Source organism: uncultured Gemella sp., from assembly GCF_963537375.1.
Classification (GTDB): Bacteria; Bacillota; Bacilli; order Staphylococcales; family Gemellaceae; genus Gemella.
Genome location: NZ_CAUTDQ010000019.1, coordinates 1 through 19,904, shown reverse-complemented (window position 1 = coordinate 19,904; position 19,904 = coordinate 1). Strand labels below are relative to the sequence as shown.

Genomic DNA, 19,904 nt, shown 5'->3' with positions numbered 1-19,904 from the left:
TTTAAAACTCAAGGAGAGTAACATCATGTCAAGATTACCATTTATCGCAGGAAACTGGAAAATGAACAAAAACCCAGAAGAAGCTAAAGCATTTGTTGAAGCTCTTGCTGGAAAATTACCATCATCAGATAAAGTAGAAGCAGGAATTGCAGCTCCATCTGTAGATTTAAGTGCAGTACTTAGTGCGGCAGAAGGAACTGGATTAAAAGTTGCAGCTCAAAACTGTTACTTTGAAAATTCAGGAGCTTACACAGGTGAAACTTCACCTAAAGTATTATCTGAAATGGGAGTAAACTATGTAGTAATCGGTCACTCTGAACGTCGTGATTACTTCCACGAAACAGATGAAGATATTAACAAAAAAGCAAAAGCTATCTTCGCTAATGGATTATTACCAATCATCTGCTGTGGAGAAAGTCTTGAAACATACGAAGCAGGAAAAGCAGCTGAGTTCGTAGGAGCTCAAGTAAAAGGTGCTTTAGCTGATTTAACAGCTGAACAAGTAGCTTCATCAGTAATCGCTTATGAACCAATCTGGGCTATCGGAACTGGTAAATCTGCTACAAAAGAAGATGCACAAAAAATGTGTAAAGCAGTTCGTGATGTAGTTGAAGGATTATACGGTAAAGAAGTTTCTGAAAAAGTTCGTATTCAATACGGTGGATCAGTTAAACCTGAAAACGTTAAAGAATACCTATCTTGCCCAGATGTTGATGGTGCATTAGTAGGTGGTGCATCTCTAGAAGCTGAATCATTCTTAGCACTTCTAGAAGGTGGAAAATTAGCTTAATTTTAGCAAAAATAAATAAATTATAGTATAATAGAATTATAAATTTAAACAACAAGGAGAAAGTTAATGTTAGCAAAAACATTTGATATTATCGCAGAAGTATATGCAAGAGAAGTTTTAGATTCACGTGGTAACCCAACTGTAGAAGTTGAAGTAACAACTGAATCAGGAGCATTTGGACGTGCATTAGTACCATCAGGAGCTTCAACTGGACAATACGAAGCAGTTGAATTACGTGATGGAGACAAAGGACGTTACCTAGGTAAAGGTGTAACTAAAGCTGTAACTAACGTTAATGAAGAAATCGCACCTTTATTAGAAGGTAAATTCGACGTATTTGATCAAGTAGGAATTGACTACGCTATGATCGAATTAGATGGAACTGAAAACAAAGGACGTCTAGGAGCTAACGCTATCTTAGGTGTATCTTTAGCAGTAGCTCACGCTGCAGCTGATTCTTTAGGAGTACCTCTATACAGATACTTAGGAGGAACTAACTCTAAAGAATTACCAACTCCAATGATGAACATCGTAAACGGTGGATCTCACTCAGATGCTCCAATCGCATTCCAAGAGTTCATGATCTTACCTGTAGGTGCTCCTACATTCAAAGAAGCTTTACGTTGGGGAGCTGAAGTATTCCACAACTTAGCTAAATTATTACACAACCGTGGTTTATCAACTGCAGTAGGTGACGAAGGTGGATTCGCTCCAACATTCGAAGGAACTGAAGATGCTGTTGAAACTATTTTAGCTGCAATTAAAGCTGCTGGATTAGAACCAGGTAAAGATGTATTCTTAGGATTTGACTGTGCGTCTTCTGAATTCTATGAAAACGGAGTATACAACTACGCTAAATTCGAAGGTGAAGGTGGAGCAGTTCGTACTTCAGCACAACAAGTTGATTACTTAGAGGAATTAGTAAACAAATACCCAATCATCACTATCGAAGATGGTATGGATGAAAATGACTGGGAAGGATGGAAATTACTTACAGACCGTATCGGTAACCGTGTACAATTAGTAGGGGACGATTTATTCGTAACTAACACTAAAAAATTATCACAAGGTATCGAACAAGGTGTTGGTAACTCAATCCTAATCAAAGTTAACCAAATCGGTACTTTAACTGAAACTCTAAACGCTATTGAAATGGCTAAACGTGCTCGTTACACAGCTGTAATTTCTCACCGTTCTGGAGAAACTGAAGATTCTACAATCTCAGATATCGCAGTTGCAACTAACGCAGGACAAATCAAAACAGGTTCTCTTAGCCGTACAGACCGTATTGCTAAATACAACCAATTATTACGTATTGAAGATGAATTAGATGCTACAGCTGTATACCCAGGTGTTCAAGCATTTTACAACATCAAACGCTAATTAGAATATTTTATAAGAAGCAAGAGCTAAAGGCTCTTGCTTTTTTTTATATGTAAAAAATTATGTTCTTACTTATTAAATTATAAAAAAATATTAAGGAATATTTAAAATAGATTGAATTTAATAAATTAAGTATTTGATTAATTTATTATAAAATATAAACTTGTAAAACGATTACAATACTCTGTAATAAACTAAAAGGTAACTTGAAATTGAAAATCGATAAATTTAGATATTTTAAAAAGATGTTAAAAATCATATTAGTGTTAATGTGTTAAATTTAGAATGTAAATAATTAAATAAATATAATTAAAATAAAAACATTAAATTGTTTGTTTTATCTGTTTTAATGTTTCTTTTAATCGAATTATTCATATTTTATAATCATTAAAGTTTGATTATTGTTTAAATGAAATAAAAAAATAATGGATTATTTTGAAAGTTACAACATTAAATTAACGAATAAAAATCTTTACAAGCGGTTTCAAATATGGTACTATTTTAGAGAAAAGATAAATATTAAATTAACAGGAGGCTAATATGGCAAGTTTATCATTAAAAAATATTTATAAAAAATATGATAATGGTTTCTGCGCGGTAACGGATTTTAATTTAGAAGTAGCTGATAAAGAATTCGTCGTTTTTGTTGGACCATCTGGATGCGGGAAATCTACAACACTTAGAATGATTGCTGGTCTAGAAGACATAACTGAAGGAGAATTTTATATAGGGGATAGATTAGTTAATGATGTTGAACCTAAAGATAGAGATATCGCAATGGTATTCCAAAGTTATGCGTTGTATCCACATATGACAGTTTTTGATAATATGGCATTCGCTTTAAAATTAAGAAAAGTTCCAAAAGAGGAAATTAAGGCTAAAGTAGAAGAAGCAGCAAAGATTTTAGGATTAGAAGAACTTTTAGATAGAAAACCTAAAGCACTTTCTGGTGGTCAAAGACAAAGGGTTGCGCTTGGACGTGCAATAGTTAGAAGTCCTAAAGTTTTCCTTATGGATGAACCTCTATCTAACTTAGATGCTAAATTAAGAAGTAATATGAGAGCGGAAATCATTAAAATCCACAATACTTTAGGTGCAACTACAATCTATGTAACACACGATCAGACTGAAGCTATGACAATGGCTGATAGAATTGTTGTAATGAAAAAAGGTGTAGTTCAACAAGTAGGAAGTCCGAAAGATATTTATGATCATCCTGAAAATCTTTTTGTAGCTGGATTTATCGGAGCACCAACTATGAACTTCATGAGAGGAAAAGTTGTAGAAGGTAACTTTGTTACAAAAGGTGGTGGGAATATTGAGATTCCTGTTGGATATTATGAAAAATTAAAAGAATTAGGATACGAAGGGAAAGAAGTGGTTTTAGGAATTCGACCTGAAAATATTTCAAATGATCCGTTAGTATTAGAAACTTATTCACATGCCAAAATTACTTCAAAAGTAATTGTGGCTGAGTTATTAGGTTCTGAATATATCGTTCATACTGATTTAAATGGAGAAAATATCAAAGCAATTGTACACTCAAGACAAAATATTAAAATGGGTGATGAATTAACTTTTGCGCTAGATATGAATAGAGCTCACTTCTTTGATGTAGATACTGAGCTTAGTATTTTAGACTAGTTTAAATAAGACGTCAAATTTTTAAAAACAAAAAATAATAAGGAGGCTCATATTATGAGAAAAATAAATAAGCTGTTTGCTGTAGCGGCAACAACTGCACTTGTTTTAACAGGGTGTGTGGGTGGTAAAAAAGAAGAAAAACAAGCTGACCCGAATAAAAAAGTAGAAATTACTTATTGGGACTTCCCACAATTCACTAAAGATAAAGAATTTAAGAAAACTGAGGATTTCGATGCAGCTTTAATTAAAGCTTTCGAAGCGAAAAACCCAAATATTAAAGTAAATTATCAAAAAATAGAATTTACAGATGGACCAGCTAAAATAGAAACAGCTATTCAATCAAAAACTGCTCCAGACGTAATTTACGATGCACCAGGTCGTGTAATTGCTTGGGCGGCGAAAGATTTATTAGTTCCATTAGATGATGTTGATAAATCAAAATTAAATGAAGCAGCAGTTAAAGCATCTAGTTACAAAGATAAACTATACATGTACCCACAAGGGGTGGCACCATTCTTAATGGGTGTAAACAAAGATTTAACTGATAAATTAGGTGTAACAGATCTTCTACCTCTTAACAAACAAGATAGAAGTTGGACAGTTGAAGAATATGAAAAATTCTTAAAAGCAGTTAAACAAAAAGATTCAAACATTACTCCGGCTTTATTCTACACTAAATCACAAGCAGGAGACCAAGGGCCAAGAGCATTCGTAGCAAACTTATACAACTCTTGGATTACTGATGATGCGAACAGTAAATATACAATCAATGACGCTAATGGTGTTAAAGGTTTAGAATGGGTTAAAAAAGCATATGATGAAGGTTTATTAGGTCAAGGTGTTGCCTTAGAAGCTAAAGATGCTCTAGAAGCATTCAAATCAGGGCGTGCAGCAACTACAATTCTATTCTCTCCTGGTATCGCAGCATCACATGCATCAGGATTTAACTACAAATTCTTACCATTCCCTAATAATGGTGGAAAAGCTAAATATGACTACTTAGTAGCTGGACCAGCTATCTTCGATAATGGCGATGTAGATAAAGCAGCAGCAGCTAAAAAATTCGTTGACTTCATGGTAAATGATAAAGATTGGGGTAAACGTACTCTATTAGCATCTGGTAACTTCTCAGCTAAAAAAGGTGAAACAGGATTATACGATTCAGAAGAACTTAAATTCGCTGAAGGTCTAACAAGTCAATATGGAACATACTATAACACAATTCCTGGATTTGCTAAAATGAGACCACTTTGGTTCAATATGGTTCAAGGTGTATTAAACGGAAAAACTTCACCTAAAGAAGGATTAGATAAATTTGTTGAAGATGCAAATAAAACAATAAAAGAAGCATTGTAATTTGACGTATAAAGGGGATAGAGTTGCTTCTATCCCTTTTTAAGATAAAATAAAAAACTTTTTAGGAGGAGTTATGAAGACTACTAAGAAAAGAAAAAAAATAGACTTTAGTGCATATTTGTTTATTTTGCCGGTAAGTATATTTTTCATAACATTCGTTTTAGTCCCGATGTTACGTGGACTTCAGTTATCATTATATAGTTTTGCTAAGAAAAATCCAGTATTTGTCGGATTAAAACACTATTCAGATTTATTATTCAGTGGGAATGGAGCAACAATCCATGAACCATTCATGAAATCTCTTGTTAATACAGTTGTTGTAACTGTAGTTGCAGTCCCGATAGTTGTATTAGTTTCAATATTTGTTGCGGTAACAATTTATAATAAGAGTGCTGTTGTAAGATCATTTTTCCGTGGGGTATTCTATATACCAGCTATTTCTTCTGTAGTTTCTGTAACAGTAGTTTGGGCTTGGATTTATCATCCAGAATATGGAATTTTAAACTATGTATTTAAGTCTATGCACTTAATTAATGAAAATGTCGATTGGTTAGGGAATCCGAAAACGGCATTATATGCTATTATTACGATTCTTATTACTACTTCGTTAGGACAACCGATAATTCTTTATGTGGCTGCATTAGGTAACGTACCAAAAGAATTATTGGAAGCTTCTGAAATTGACGGAGCAACAAAATGGCAAGTATTTACAAAAATTACTTGGCCGCTTATTAAACCAACAACATTATATATTGTTGTTGTAACAACAATTAACTCGTTCCAAATTTTCGCCTTAATTCAGTTATTAACAGCTGGGGGACCGAACTACGGAACAAGTACAATTATGTATTTAGTATATGAAGCAGCAATTAAAAACGGAAATCATGGTGTAGCTAGTGCGATGGGTATTATCCTTGCGGTAATTATTGGAATAATTTCTATCTTGCAATTCAAGTTTCTATCTACAGACAATGATTAGGAGGATTTAGGATGAAAAGTATTAGTATTTTTAAAATAGTATCTATGATAATATTGATTGGATTAACTATATTCTTTATATTTCCATTCTACTGGATTGCATCGGGATCGTTTAAGTTACAAGATGTAGCTATAACAATACCACCTGAATGGTGGCCGACATCTCCAACTTTGGAAAATTATAATAAGTTATTTACATCAAATACTCTAAGATGGTTTTTCAACTCAGTATTTATTTCGGTAATGACAACATTCTTAGTATGTGCAACATCAGCATTAGCAGGATATGCATTAGCTAAGAAAAATTTCCCAGGTGTTAAAGTAATTTTCATGGTCTTTGTTGCGGCGATGGCATTACCAAAACAAGTAATTTTAATACCTTTATTAAACTTAATTACTGAATTTAACTTAATGAATACTTACTATGCATTGATTTTACCAGCGGTAGGATGGCCATTTGGAGTATTCTTAATGAGACAATTCTCACAAGCAATTCCAACAGAATTACTTGAATCAGCAAGAATTGATGGTTGCGGTGAAGTAAGAACATTTATGAACATTGCATTACCGATTATTAAACCGGGTATTGGTGCGTTAGCAATCTTTACATTTATAGCTAGTTGGAATGATTACTTCTCACAATTAATCTTCTCTAACACACCTGATATGTCTACATTACCATTAGGATTAGCGGCGTTAGCACAAGGACAAGAGTTCTCTAATGACTATGGACTACTAATGGCAGGGGCATCATTAGCATCATTACCTATGATAATCGTGTTTATCTGTTTCCAAAATTACTTTACTCAAGGTGTTACTTTAGGAGCCGTGAAAGGATAATCTTATGGAGAAACAACAATTAATAGAATATCTAAAAGGAGAAATGATAGTTTCTTGTCAAGCTCTACCAGGAGAAGCTTTATATAGAGAAGAAGGTGGAGTAATGTGCTTAATGGCACAAGCTGTAAAAAATGCAGGTGTAAAAGCTATCAGGGCCCAAGGTGTTTTAGATATTAAACAAATAAAAGAACAAACTAACTTACCTGTAATTGGTATAATTAAAAAATCATATGAGGGCTATGCTTCTTATATAACAGCTACAATGGATGAGGTAGATAAATTGGTGGAAGTTAATTCTGACATAATAGCTCTAGATTGTACAAATAGAGAACGAGGAGATGGTAAAACTCCGAGTGAATTTGTTAAAGAGATAAAAGAAAAATATCCTAATGTCTTATTAATGGCAGATATTTCTAATTTGGAAGAAGCGATAGAAGCAGAAAAAGCAGGAGTTGATTTTGTAGGAACAACAATGAATGGTTATACTCCATATACTGAAGATTCTAAACAATTTAATCCTAGTTTAGTAAGAGAAATCGTAGAAAATGTAAAAGTACCTGTTATTGCAGAAGGAAAAATTCATACTCCACAACAAGCGAAACAAGCGCTTGAAGCGGGGGCGCATTGTATAGTTGTTGGTGGAGCGATAACAAGACCGCAAGAAATTGCAACAAGATTTTTAAGTGAGTTGAGATAATGAGTGTATTAGTTTTATTAGCATATTGGTATACCTACAGTAAATGGTATATACTTGGATCATGGTTTATAACACATATATTGAATATAGCATTTAAAAAGATATGGCTTTCTCCATTATTGATAAATGCTCTAGCATTAGTAGTGTTATTTATTGGGATATATTATAAAATGATTGAAGGACAAGAAGTTGGAGCATCAGTTCTAAATGTATATTTACCAATAGTATTTTCAAGTATAGTTATGAATGCACTCATTTTTACGATTAGAAAAATTAAGTTAAAGATAAAAAAATAAAATAAAGCTATTGATTAGTTTGGAAATATGAAGTATTGTCATGTTTTAGAGCTAATTGATAGCTTTTTGTTTATTGTAATATTAATTTTAAAATTGCATTTTGATTTTCTAATTAAAAATGAAAATCAATGAAAATTTAAAATTTTTTTAATACAATAGATTTTTTAAAAACTAATATTTGTATTTTTATAGATTAAATATTATTTACTTATTAGTTATTTTAATAAATAAAAAAACTTAATTAAACGCTTTTAAACAAAGGTTTATTAAGAAAGAATTTATAAGAGAGAGGTTTTATTTTTGTCTATTTTGTAAAAATAAAAATTAACCAAGTTAATTTTTATTATGTTTTTTAATGAAAACGCAGTTAAAATCATGGTTTGCAACTAAAATATTTTGTTGATTTGAAGTTATTTCTGTTATATAATGTAATTAAAGTATTAATTATCTATTATTACTTTGTCTTTTAATAACAGGTTTCTTGTAGATGTATACAACATATTTAGTTATCTTAAGCAAATAAATTTTTTATTGTAAGGTGTAAAAAAATGAATTTAAGAAGAAAGACCTTAAAATTAATGGGTTCTCATATAGATATTCTTATTTTTGATAGCATTGATGCTGAAAATATTTTAGATGATGCTGTGGAAATGTTAAAGATGTATGAGCATAGATTTAGTGCAAACGATGATAGTTCTGAACTTATGGTTGTAAATCATAATGCAGGTATTAAAGCTGTCAAAGTTCATCCAGATTTATTTGATTTGATAAAAATTGGAAAATTTCACAGCTGTGCGCCTAATAGCTTTTTAAACATAGCTATTGGACCAATTGTGCAGATATGGAGAATAGGATTTAATGATGTCAAGGTTCCAACAAAACAAGAAATTGATAGTCTATTAGAAATAACAGATCCTAATCAAATAATTCTCAATGAAGAAGAGCAATCTGTCTATCTTGCGAAGAAAGGTATGGCTATTAATTTAGGTGCCGTAGCAAAAGGATATATTGCTGATTTAATGATTGAATATTTGAAAAAAAGAGGTGTAGATGCGGGGTTAATTAATCTAGGTGGTAACGTATTAACTTTTGGTGATGCTAAGCATAATCCAGATTTAATGTGGCGCATAGGTATTCAAAATCCTGTGGAACCTAGGGGGAATCACTTATTTACTATAGGTATAAAAAATCAATCTGTTGTAACTTCTGGTATTTATGAACGTAATTACACAGAAAACGGAAAAACTTATCATCATATATTAAATCCGAAAACTGGTTATCCCGTTGAAACAAATGTAGCAGGTTTGTCTATAATTTCAACAGCCTCAGTAGATGGAGAAATTTGGACTACAAGGTTATTTGGAAAAAATGTCGAAGATATTATGGATGAAATAGATAGTTTGCCTGATATAGAAGGTGTTGTTGTAACAATTGAAGGTAAAATCTATTATACAAGCGGAGTGCTAGATAAAATAATATGTTAGCTGATAATATCTTGAAGAATACTGAAAATACTATTAATTTAAGGAGGCTCTATTAAAGTGGCTGAAGTAAAAAACAAAAAAAATGTTAAAAAAACAAGACAAGAAAATCTAGATACAAATAAAGTAGATAGTACAAAAAAAGAGAGAGGAAACAAAAACATGGTAAAATTAATTGGTCTAGTTGGTACAAACTCTAAAAAATCTACAAACCGCCAACTTTTACAATATATTCAAAAACATTTTGCAGGTAAAGCTGACATCGAATTAGTTGAAATTAAAGATCTTCCTTTATTCAACAAACCAGCTAATAAAGAATTACCTGAAGGAGTTAAGGAAATTGCAGCTAAAATTGAAGCAGCAGATGGAGTTATCATCAGTTCACCTGAGTATGACCACGCTGTTCCTGCATCATTAATGAGTGCAGTCGCTTGGTTATCTTATGGAATCCACCCATTACTTGATAAACCAGTAATGTTAACAGGAGCTTCATACGGAACATTAGGATCATCTCGTGCACAAGCTCACTTACGTCAAATGATGGATTCACCAGAAGTTAAAGCACGTGTAATGCCAAGTTCTGAGTTTTTATTAGGGCATTCTTTACAAGCTTTTGACGAAGCTGGAGATATTTCTAATCCAGAAACAGTAGCTAAATTAGATAGTTTATTTGCAGACTTCTTATTATTCATTAAAATTACTGAAAAATTAATTAATGCACATAAATTAGCTGAAAAAGAAATTGAAAACTTCTCTTGGGAAGATTTAAAATAGGATAGGAGTGTAGACACATGAAATTAGTAGGAATCGTAGGTTCAAACGCGGAAGTTTCTTATAACCGCAAATTAATGGAATTTATAGCAAAAGAATATAAAGATTTATTCACTTTAGAATTATTAGACATTACTAACTTACCAATGTTTAACCAAGATGAAGATCATTCAAGAGAAAACAAAGATTTATTAGTAATGAACCGTAAAATTTTACAAGCTGATGGTGTTATCATTGCTACACCTGAGCACAACCACACAATTACTGCATCACTTAAGAGTGCATTAGAGTGGTTATCATTCGAATTACACCCACTTGAAAACAAACCAGTAATGGTACTTGGAGCTTCATACTATGATCAAGGATCATCTCGTGCTCAATTACACTTACGTCAAATTTTAGACGCTCCAGGTGTAAACGCGATTGTATTCCCAGGACATGAGTTCCTTTTAGGTAAAGCTAAAGAAGCTTTCGATGCTGAAGGTAACTTAGTTGATGATCGTACAGTAGGATACTTACGTATGTGCTTAACTAAATTCGTTAAATTTGCTACAGTAGCTCAATCATTAGCAGAAAGAAAACCAACACCAAAAGAAGACTTAACAGCTAGTGGAAAATGTGATACAACAATTGAAGGTGTTGATATGGATGATGATAACTGGGTTGAATTAGCAGCTGAGAAAGTTAATGCTGTATCTGGAGATACATATGTTAAACTTGACCGCGGTATTTTAACAGTAGATCAACTTAACTATTTCTTAAACTCTATGCCAATGGAATTAACTTATGCGGACAGCAATAACCAATTCATCTACTACAATTACCACAAAGAAGATTATGAAATGCTTGCAAAACGTCGTCCAGGTCAAGTTGGATGCTCATTAGCAAAAGTTCACCCTGAAAGAGTTTATGGTAGTGTAAACTGGTTAGTAGGATTACTACGTTCAGGACAAATCGATGTATTCCGTACACACGTTCCAACTCATGGACCAGATAAATACGTAGTACACAACTATCAAGCAATGTACGATAAAAACGGTAAATACGCTGGTATCAATGAATATATCTTAGACTTCAAACCAATCGTTGACTGGTACCTAAAACAAACTGGTCAATCATTAGTTAAAAATGGAGTACCAGTAGGTCACGGATATGCAGCAGCACCTGCACCTGCAGCAGCAGATGCAACAAGTGGAGCTTCAGATGCTGGACACGGTCACGCAGCAGCACCTGCACCTGCAGCGCCAGCAGCAGACGCAACAAGCGGAGCTTCAGCATAATAATAGAAAATATTAAAAGGTTTAGGTAAAATTACTTAAACCTTTTTTCTTTTTCAAGGAGTGTTTTTAGAGAAAAATAATCAAAAATGAGTTATAATAGATTATAAGCACAATTAATGTAAAATAGTCTTTACTAAATACGGAGAGTTTGATATGAATAAAAATAATTTATTATCAAGATTGTTTCACAGATATTTCATAGTTGCCTTAAATGGGATGGCGTTAGGTTTGTTTTGTACATTAATTATCGGATTAATTATTAAACAAATAGCTATAAATTTAAGTGGAACTCTATATAGTTTTCTTATTGTTGTAGCTACGATTTCAATGGCTTTAACAGGACCGGTAATTGGTATAGGGGTTGCACATGCCTTAAAAGCACCTAAGTTAGTAATTTTGGCTTCAGGTGTAGTAGGTTTTCTAGGTGCTTTTGGTTCTAATCTTGGGACGAATCACCTAGTTGAACAAGGTAAATTAATTGTTACAGGGTCTGGTGATCCACTAGGAGCTTTTATTTCTGTTGTTATAGCAGCTGAAATTGGTAGATTAGTTTCAGGTAAGACAAAGATTGATATAATAGTTACTCCATTCATTACTATTATAATAGGTGCGATAGTTTCGTATTTCACAGGACCATACTTGATTAAAGGTATGAAAATCTTGGGTACATTTATTAGAGAAGCGACGGAACTTCAACCATTCATCATGGGGATAGTTGTATCAGTAGTTATGGGAATAATTTTGACATTACCTATAAGCTCTGCTGCATTGTCGATTATTTTAGGATTATCTGGAATAGCTGCTGGTGCATCAACTGTAGGTTGTGCAGCACAAATGGTTGGATTCGCAGTAATAAGTTTCAAAGCTAATCGTTGGAATGGACTGTTTGCTCAAGGATTAGGAACATCTATGCTGCAAGTTCCGAATATTATGAGAAAACCCGTTATATGGATTCCGCCGATTGTAGCTAGTGCAATACTAGGACCTGTTGCTACAATTGTCTGTAGAATGGAGAATAACCCTGCCGGTGGTGGTATGGGGACGTCTGGACTTGTAGGACAACTTATGACATGGCAAACAATGTCTAATCATGTTTCTCATTCGGTATTATTAATTGAAATATTGTTGTTACACTTTATTTTACCAGCAATAATCTCATATGCAGTGTATTATTATATGGAGAAAAAAGGATTCGTAAAAGCAGATGATTATAAATTAGACCTATAAAATATTAAGAACTAGCTATTGAAAACATAGTTAGTTCTTTTTGTATGCTTATGGCATTGGAACGGTATTAAAAATAAAAGAGATAAAGAATAAATTTTAAATTTTTGGTAAACATGGTCAAACCATGGTCAAAGCAAAAAAAAGAAGCCCTGTTACAGATGTAATAGGGCTTTTAAGCTTTTTCTTATTATCGTACTTCTTTAATACGAGCAGCTTTACCACGTAAGTTACGTAGGTAGTATAATTTAGCACGTCTAACTTTACCTTTACGTACAACTTCAATTTTTTCAACTTTTGGAGTGTGAACAGGGAATGTTCTTTCAACACCAACACCGTTTGAAATTTTACGTACAGTATAAGTAGCAGAGATTCCTCCACCACGACGTTTGATAACTACTCCTTCGAATTGTTGGATACGCTCACGTCCACCTTCAACGATACGAACGTGTACTCTTACTGTATCCCCAGCTTTGAATTCAGGAATGTCTGATCTTAATTGCGCTTTAGTAATCGCTTCAATGATTTTGCTCATTTTTCTTTCTCCTTTTTTTACAAAATGTTCTTTATTAATGCTTGATTAACAGAGGAACATCGTAATTTAATGTTTTCACATCTCGACTATTATAACATTATTTTTTATAAATATCAATAGATAATTTAATAATTTTTTTATAAAAGGGCTTTTTCCCAAACTTCTTCTTTATATCCTAATAATAAAATGTCGTTTTTAAAATCGAAGGCAAGTGGTCGTTTAATCAACATTCCATTTTCATGAAGTAGTTGAAGTGCCTCATCAAGAGATAATGTAGCCAACTTGTCTTTTAACCCTAGTTCTTTGTAAACTAAACCGCTAGTATTAAATAATTTTTTTAGCGGTAAGTCGAATGTTTCGATTAGTTTTTTTAATTCGTCTACTGTAGGTGTTTTTTCTTTTACATTGTAGTACGTCGCTTCAATATTATTTTCAGTTAATAGTTTTTTTGCTTTTCTACATGTCGAGCATGTTGGATATTCATAAATGTTTAGCATATATTCTCCTTCCTATTGTAATCAGAAATTTCAGTAAAAATTTACTAGTCTACGATATTATAATACTAAATTTTTTTACTGTAAAGAAATCTGTTTAGTAGGAATGTTTAAAAGTAAGCGGTTAAGTTAAAACATTAAATAATATGTGATATAATTATACTATAGGAATAAAGGAGAAATACTATGCAAAAAATAATTGTAAAAGATGTTTCTAAAGTATATGGTGAAGATAGCAATAAAGTTATAGCTAATGATGCTATTAGTTTTGATATTAATGAAGGAGAGTTTGTAGTAATTTTAGGTCCTAGTGGAGCTGGGAAAAGCACACTGTTGAATATTATAGGTGGAATGGATAATGCCAGTAAAGGATCTATTAATGTCTTTGGAAAAGAAATCGTTGGTTTGAATGAAGACGAACTTACAAAATATAGAAGAGAAGATATAGGATTTGTATTTCAATTTTATAATTTAATTCCAAATTTAACTGTTTTGGAAAATGTTGAATTAGCAGAACAAATAGTAAAACAACCAAAAGATGCAATTGAAATATTGAAGCTTGTTGGCTTAGAAAATAGATTGAATAATTTTCCTTCGCAAATTTCGGGAGGTGAGCAACAACGTGTTGCTATAGCAAGAGCAATAGCTAAGAACCCTAAACTATTACTTTGTGATGAACCGACAGGAGCTTTAGATTATAAAACTGGGAAAAATATATTAAATATATTAAAAAAATATAGTGTTGATGAGAAGAAAACAGTTATTATTATTACTCATAATAGCTCTATTGCAGAAGCAGCTGATAAAGTAATAGAAATCTATGATGCTAGAGTAAAGAGAGTAACACAAAATACTAATCCTAAAAGTATAGATGAGATAGAGTGGTAGTATTATGAAAGCAATAAATAGAGATATATTAAGAGAAGTCTCACGGACTAAGTCAAAATTCATATCGATAATGATAATAATGTTTCTGGGAGTTTTTATATTTGTAGGTTTGAAAGAAACTTCACCTGCAATGGTAAATACTTATAATAAACATATAGAGCGCCATAAGATGTATGATTTGAGAGTAAGTCATAGTTATGGTGTTAATGATTCAGATATGAAGATAATCAATGATTTTGATAATATTGATATAAGTGAGAGTTATTATATAAAAAAATTACAAATCACCAATAGTAATAAATTCGTAAATGTTGAATCTATACCTGAAAAATTAGTTTTACCTAAGGTTGTTGAAGGAACTTTACCTAGTGATGAAAGTGAAATAGCTTTAGTAGAATCACTTCAAGGTAGTTATAAAATTGGTGATGAAATTTCTTTCGTTTCAAGTAATAATGATAGTAACACTTTGAAACAATTTAAATTTAGAGTGGTAGGTTTTGTACAAGGTGCAGATCATATAGAAGTATCGAATAATAATCTAGCTAATAAAGATTATTTTGGATATGTGAAAAGAAACGTCTTTAAATTTGAAAATGTTAGTGGTGTCAATATTAAATTAAAAAATATTAATTATAAATATAGTGATAAAGATTATATAACTGAAGTTAATAAAACAAGAGATGCTCTTATAGAAAAATTAAAAATTCAACAGGAAGCAGATGAGAAAAGCTATTTAGAGAAAAATAATAAAAAAATAAACGAAAATGAGAAAGTTGTAAATCAAGCACAAGAACAGTTAAATGCTGTTAAATCAAAAATAGAATTATTAAAAAATGTTGATAGCAAAAATTATAATGAGCAAATAGAAAAACTAAATAAAGCTCAAAAAGAGATTGATGATAATAAAAAACAATTAAATATAGCAAGAACAAGTCTTAAAGAAGATAGTTATCCAAGGTTTTCAGTAGAGAATATTAGAGGGTTAAAAAATTATGCGCAGTTTATAGATTCTGCAAGTAGTTTAACATTTGTTGCGAATGTTTTTTCTATATTTTTATTCGTAGTATCAATCTTAGTTTCATTAACTACTTTAACTAGAATGATTGATGAGAATAGAATAAATATAGGAACACTTAAATCATTGGGATATAGTAATTATCAGATTTCTAAGAAGTATTTTGTTTATGGAGGTTTATCAACCTTAGTAGGAACTATTTTAGGGATTATTGGAGCGTATTTAGTAATAGTACCAATAATATATAATTCATACGCAAGATTTTTTACATTTAATAAACCGGAAATTGTATATACTTCAAGTATTCTTATAGCAGCATTTATAATTTCATTAGGATGTATAAGCTTAGCAATTTATATACCTTTAAGAAAGAATCTTAGAGAGAAAAGTGCGTACTTATTACGTCCTAAAGCACCTAGTAAAGGAAGTAGGATATTCTTAGAGAAAGTACCATTCATCTGGTCAAGACTTAGTTTTTTAAGAAAGGTTACATTTAGGAATATTTTCCGTTATAAAATAAGAATGTTGATGACAATCTTTGGAGTTACGGGGTGTCTGACCCTTATGTTCATAGGTTTTGGTATTCGATATGGTGTTATTGATATTTCAAAAGAACAGTTTAAAGTGATAAACAAGGTAGATATAGCAGCTACTTATAATCCTTATATAGATAGTACAAGTGTAGAAAAACTCCAAAAAGAGATTAGCGAAGAGAAGAATGTTAAAGCTAATACAAGAGTAAATATTCAACTTGCAACTTTTGAGAGTAATAATGAAATCGTAGATTCTGCTCAGTTAATTACAGTTGACAAAAGTGAATATAAGGACTATATTACTTTAAAAGATAATGGTGATAATAATATAAGTATCCCAGAAAACGGAGCTGTAGTTAGTGAAAAATTGGCATACTTACACAAGTTGAATAAAGGGGATAATTTCACTGTAGTAGTAAATAATAAGGAGTACACACTTACGGTAGGAGAGATTAATAAGAATTATTTCGGACATACGATATACATTGATAAAAATTACTATCAATCTATCTTTAAGAAAGAGTATAAAGACAATACATTTTTAGTACAAACTACAGGCGGAAAAGAAACTGTAGAAAATGTAGTAAGCAAGTTACATAATAATAGCGATATCGTAAACATTAGTGATAATTCGAAAATTCAAGAAATACTAGATAATTTTATTAAAGGAATTGATATTATAGTAGCGGTAATGGTAATTTGTTCAGTTACATTAGCTCTTGTGGTGTTGTACAATTTAATAAATGTTAATGTGTCAGAAAGAATTAGAGAATTATCTACGATAAAAGTTCTCGGATTTTATCCAAGTGAGGTAACGATTTACGTATTTAGAGAGATTTTTTATCTAAGTGGTGTAGGTATTATTTTAGGTAATTATCTTGGATATAAGATGTATTTGAAAATAATTTTAGAACTCGCAGGAAGAGATATGATGTTCAGTAGTAAGGTACCATTAGTGGTATATTTATTGGCATCTGGAATAACGGTATTCATTACAATAGTAGTAATGATAGTAATGCATAAAAAATTGAAAAAAGTAAATATGGTAGAAGCTCTAAAAGCAATAGAGTAGAATAGGAGAAGAAAATGAAAATTACAATTAATGATCAAGCAAAAAAATTATTAAATGAAAAAAATAAAAAACACGTGTTAGTATCTCTGTTTCAACAGTTTTGTTGAGGTGGTAGAGTAGATAGAGCTGTCGTGGTTTCGATGGCTGATAAATTTGATGCACAATTGTATTCAAAATATATAGTAGATGGAATAGATGTTTATATTGATAACAGACTAACTACGGAAAACGAAGTAGAAATTTGTACAGAGAAATTCTTCTTTATGAGACAGTTGAGTCAAAAAGGAATAGATATTTAATAGTATAAAAGCAACTAGAGACGAATGCGTTATCTCTAGTTGCTTTTGTTTATTTTAATATTTAGTTAGAAGCGGCACTAAGTTCTTCTTCTTTTTTGTGTTTGTCGCTATAGATTTTTTTCATGATTCCAATAACGATAGATAATGCGAATAGGCACATTAGTCCGATAAACATATTTCTAACTCCACCTGATAGTGTGCCACCTACGTATGAGTAGACGATAGTTGCTGGTAATTGTCCGACACCTGTAGCAATGAAAAATCTCCAGAAACTCATGTTTGTTAAGCCGGCAGCGTAACTAACAAAGTCGAAAGATATGAATGGTAATAATCTACAGATAAGGATAGCTTTATCCCCATATCGTTCGAAGAATACGTCGATACTAGCCATTGCACCTTTACTTGTAAGTTTTTCTACAACATCACGTCCTAATCCACGAGCAATGTAGAAACACACCGCAGCACCAATCATGGCAGTTGACCAAGATAGGACTGCACCAATTACCCAACCAAAAATAGCGGCGTTAGATAATGTGATTAAGAAAGCTGGAATTGGAGCAGCTATTGATTGTAGGACCATTAGAACTCCAGAAACAACGGCAGCCCATGCTCCCCATCCTCGTAAATATTCGATTACTGCATTTGTATCAAATTGAGATAATGTAGCGAATGCTGTATTAATACCAGTTTTAAAACTTGGTACTGTGAAATAAACTGCAAAGAAGATTGCGAAGCAAGCAAGAGTAATGTATCTAACTTTTTTACGTTGTGCTTTTAATTTTTTCTCTTCTTCTGGATCTACTTCTCTTAAGTCACTAAGTTTTACTTCTGTTTGTTTTAGCGCTTTAAGTTCATCTTTAGTATAAACTTTTTGATATTTAGATAGTGTTAGAACAATATAAAGGTTTATTAAGTTAATAATAATAACACCAATGATGAACGGAGTTTTAATTTGGTTAAGTGATCCTGCATGTAGTACTTCACGAGCTATATATAGTAAAGTTTTAGTTTTACCAGAAAAAATAGCCATAAGAAGTATAATAGCTTCTATAATAAAGAATGTGTATTTTCGATTGATACGTTTGAAATATAGTCCTGTCATTATACCGTAAACAGTCCAAACGAATATTACAAGACTTTGGTCAGCTAGCATTTCAAACTGTGTAAAGAAGAACAGTAGAAAAGCAAAGAAGTAACCAACGGCTATACCAACACTTGTGAAATAGAACAATAATCTTAAGCGTTTCATTAAATTTCTCCTTAATTATCAATTACTATTTTTTAATACTGTAAATTACTGCTGCATATGTACCATCTTCAGGTAGAACATTCTCGTTACCAGTAAATTTAACTTCTTTACGAGTTTCAACAGCTCCATAAGTATAAGTAGTATTTGAGATAATTCCAACTGGACAACTATCTAGACAAGATAAACATCCTGTGTTTTTGTCAATTGCACGCTCTAAGTTACCACCGAAGCGGAAGTCGATTTGTTTTCCATTACTATCTTTTACAACTTCGTTGATATCATATTTTTTCTCTGCACCATTCCAAGTTATTTCTGCTTTGATTGGAGTTCCTTCTACGTGAGTAGTAGTTGCATTATTTGGATTCATATTATTTCCAGGTTTTGCACCAATTTCAATTAAAGCGTTATAGAATTCTTCTGGTTTCGCAAATGCTGTAAAAATTGATTTAGCTCCATTTGTACCACTTTGTTCTACAGAGTTATGTCTTGTAGCTTCATCGAAGTATTTACCGTTAATTTTTGTAAGAACAGTAACAGTACCTGCTTCTTTATCTATTTTTATTGGTTTATCTAATGATACTCCAGCTACATAGTCAGCTGGTTGATTAGAATTTTGTGAAGATGAATTAGATGAACTACTGCATCCAACAGCAGTAAATGCTAATCCAGCAGCCATAAGGACTGATAATAATTTTTTTGGTTTCATGAACGAATCCCCCTTATTCTATAATTTTATTATACATTTGTATTATAACATTTATATAAAAAGGTAACAATAATCTATAAGAATTATATTATAAATTTAATTTTAAAGGTTAAAAATATTGAAAGATGATATAAAAAATATTTTTCTATTTTGATAAAAGATATGCTGAAAAACTAAAAAATCATAAATTTATTGAATAAATAAATTAACATAATTTTTATATTCATAATTATAATTATGACAGAAAAATAAATAGATTTCAATTGATAAACATTATCGATTAAAGATTAACTTGAATAATACAAGATAACGACTATAATGTATATTTGTAAATGATGTGAGACAAAAAAAGTTAAAAATAAATACCTGATAT

The 19,904-nt window shown here is 31.5% G+C and carries 19 protein-coding genes; 15 read left to right on the top strand and 4 right to left on the bottom strand.

What is annotated here, in order from left to right:
- Positions 1-25 precede the first annotated feature (25 nt).
- From tpiA to RYK99_RS05050, 12 genes are all read left to right on the top strand, one after another.
- A complete protein-coding gene (gene tpiA, locus RYK99_RS05105) occupies positions 26-790 on the top strand; it encodes a triose-phosphate isomerase (protein ID WP_314990727.1) in 765 nt (254 codons plus the stop codon).
- 66 nt (positions 791-856) lie between these two features.
- Positions 857-2,173 carry a phosphopyruvate hydratase gene (eno, locus tag RYK99_RS05100; protein ID WP_048803384.1) on the top strand — a complete coding sequence of 439 codons (1,317 nt, stop codon included), beginning with the start codon at positions 857-859 and terminating at the stop codon, positions 2,171-2,173.
- A gap of 540 nt (positions 2,174-2,713) precedes the next feature.
- Positions 2,714-3,817 carry a sn-glycerol-3-phosphate ABC transporter ATP-binding protein UgpC gene (locus tag RYK99_RS05095; RefSeq protein WP_314990725.1) on the top strand — a complete coding sequence of 368 codons (1,104 nt, stop codon included), beginning with the start codon at positions 2,714-2,716 and terminating at the stop codon, positions 3,815-3,817.
- Positions 3,818-3,871: 54 nt separating this feature from the next.
- Complete coding sequence (locus RYK99_RS05090; RefSeq protein WP_314990723.1) at positions 3,872-5,173, top strand: extracellular solute-binding protein; 1,302 nt, start codon at positions 3,872-3,874, stop codon at positions 5,171-5,173.
- Positions 5,174-5,246: 73 nt separating this feature from the next.
- A complete protein-coding gene (locus RYK99_RS05085; protein WP_314990721.1) occupies positions 5,247-6,152 on the top strand; it encodes a sugar ABC transporter permease in 906 nt (301 codons plus the stop codon).
- Between the two features lie 11 nt (positions 6,153-6,163).
- On the top strand, positions 6,164-6,991 hold the full coding sequence (locus RYK99_RS05080) for a carbohydrate ABC transporter permease (RefSeq protein ID WP_003147885.1): 828 nt from the start codon (positions 6,164-6,166) through the stop codon (positions 6,989-6,991).
- 4 nt (positions 6,992-6,995) lie between these two features.
- On the top strand, positions 6,996-7,688 hold the full coding sequence (locus tag RYK99_RS05075; protein ID WP_314990719.1) for an N-acetylmannosamine-6-phosphate 2-epimerase: 693 nt from the start codon (positions 6,996-6,998) through the stop codon (positions 7,686-7,688).
- Positions 7,688-7,984: a hypothetical protein gene (locus RYK99_RS05070; RefSeq protein WP_314990716.1), complete on the top strand. Its 297-nt coding sequence runs from the start codon at positions 7,688-7,690 to the stop codon at positions 7,982-7,984. Before RYK99_RS05075 ends, RYK99_RS05070 begins: the two co-directional genes overlap by 1 nt.
- Positions 7,985-8,562: 578 nt before the next feature.
- Complete coding sequence (locus tag RYK99_RS05065) at positions 8,563-9,468, top strand: FAD:protein FMN transferase (RefSeq protein ID WP_314990715.1); 906 nt, start codon at positions 8,563-8,565, stop codon at positions 9,466-9,468.
- Between the two features lie 57 nt (positions 9,469-9,525).
- Positions 9,526-10,239: an NADPH-dependent FMN reductase gene (locus RYK99_RS05060; protein WP_399544084.1), complete on the top strand. Its 714-nt coding sequence runs from the start codon at positions 9,526-9,528 to the stop codon at positions 10,237-10,239.
- Between the two features lie 17 nt (positions 10,240-10,256).
- Positions 10,257-11,516 (top strand): NAD(P)H-dependent oxidoreductase, encoded by a 1,260-nt coding sequence (locus RYK99_RS05055; protein ID WP_314990713.1) that lies wholly within the window; start codon positions 10,257-10,259, stop codon positions 11,514-11,516.
- Between the two features lie 153 nt (positions 11,517-11,669).
- On the top strand, positions 11,670-12,743 hold the full coding sequence (locus RYK99_RS05050; protein WP_314990711.1) for a PTS sugar transporter subunit IIC: 1,074 nt from the start codon (positions 11,670-11,672) through the stop codon (positions 12,741-12,743).
- 187 nt (positions 12,744-12,930) lie between these two features.
- Here the strand turns inward: RYK99_RS05050 and rplS are convergent, their stop codons facing one another.
- Both rplS and RYK99_RS05040 read right to left on the bottom strand, forming a co-directional pair.
- Positions 12,931-13,275 (bottom strand): 50S ribosomal protein L19, encoded by a 345-nt coding sequence (gene rplS, locus RYK99_RS05045; protein ID WP_003147874.1) that lies wholly within the window; start codon positions 13,273-13,275, stop codon positions 12,931-12,933.
- A gap of 137 nt (positions 13,276-13,412) precedes the next feature.
- Positions 13,413-13,772 carry a Spx/MgsR family RNA polymerase-binding regulatory protein gene (locus RYK99_RS05040; RefSeq protein WP_314990709.1) on the bottom strand — a complete coding sequence of 120 codons (360 nt, stop codon included), beginning with the start codon at positions 13,770-13,772 and terminating at the stop codon, positions 13,413-13,415.
- A 183-nt stretch (positions 13,773-13,955) separates the two neighbouring features.
- Between RYK99_RS05040 and RYK99_RS05035 the strand changes: the two genes are divergently transcribed.
- The 3 genes from RYK99_RS05035 (at position 13,956) to RYK99_RS05025 (ending at position 17,576) form a co-directional block, all read left to right on the top strand.
- Positions 13,956-14,657 carry an ABC transporter ATP-binding protein gene (locus RYK99_RS05035; protein WP_314990708.1) on the top strand — a complete coding sequence of 234 codons (702 nt, stop codon included), beginning with the start codon at positions 13,956-13,958 and terminating at the stop codon, positions 14,655-14,657.
- 79 nt (positions 14,658-14,736) lie between these two features.
- The gene (locus tag RYK99_RS05030) at positions 14,737-17,277 is read left to right on the top strand and encodes an FtsX-like permease family protein (RefSeq protein WP_314990706.1); all 2,541 of its coding nucleotides are present in this window, start codon (positions 14,737-14,739) and stop codon (positions 17,275-17,277) included.
- A gap of 140 nt (positions 17,278-17,417) precedes the next feature.
- Positions 17,418-17,576: a hypothetical protein gene (locus RYK99_RS05025; protein ID WP_314990704.1), complete on the top strand. Its 159-nt coding sequence runs from the start codon at positions 17,418-17,420 to the stop codon at positions 17,574-17,576.
- Between the two features lie 61 nt (positions 17,577-17,637).
- On the opposite strand, the gene RYK99_RS05020 is transcribed toward RYK99_RS05025, so the two are convergent.
- Together RYK99_RS05020 and RYK99_RS05015 are read right to left on the bottom strand one after the other, a co-directional pair.
- Entirely contained in the window at positions 17,638-18,825 is a 1,188-nt protein-coding gene (locus RYK99_RS05020; RefSeq protein WP_314990702.1) for a TVP38/TMEM64 family protein, read from the bottom strand.
- 25 nt (positions 18,826-18,850) lie between these two features.
- A complete protein-coding gene (locus RYK99_RS05015) occupies positions 18,851-19,531 on the bottom strand; it encodes a YdjY domain-containing protein (RefSeq protein ID WP_314990701.1) in 681 nt (226 codons plus the stop codon).
- Between the last annotated feature and the right edge of the window lie 373 nt (positions 19,532-19,904).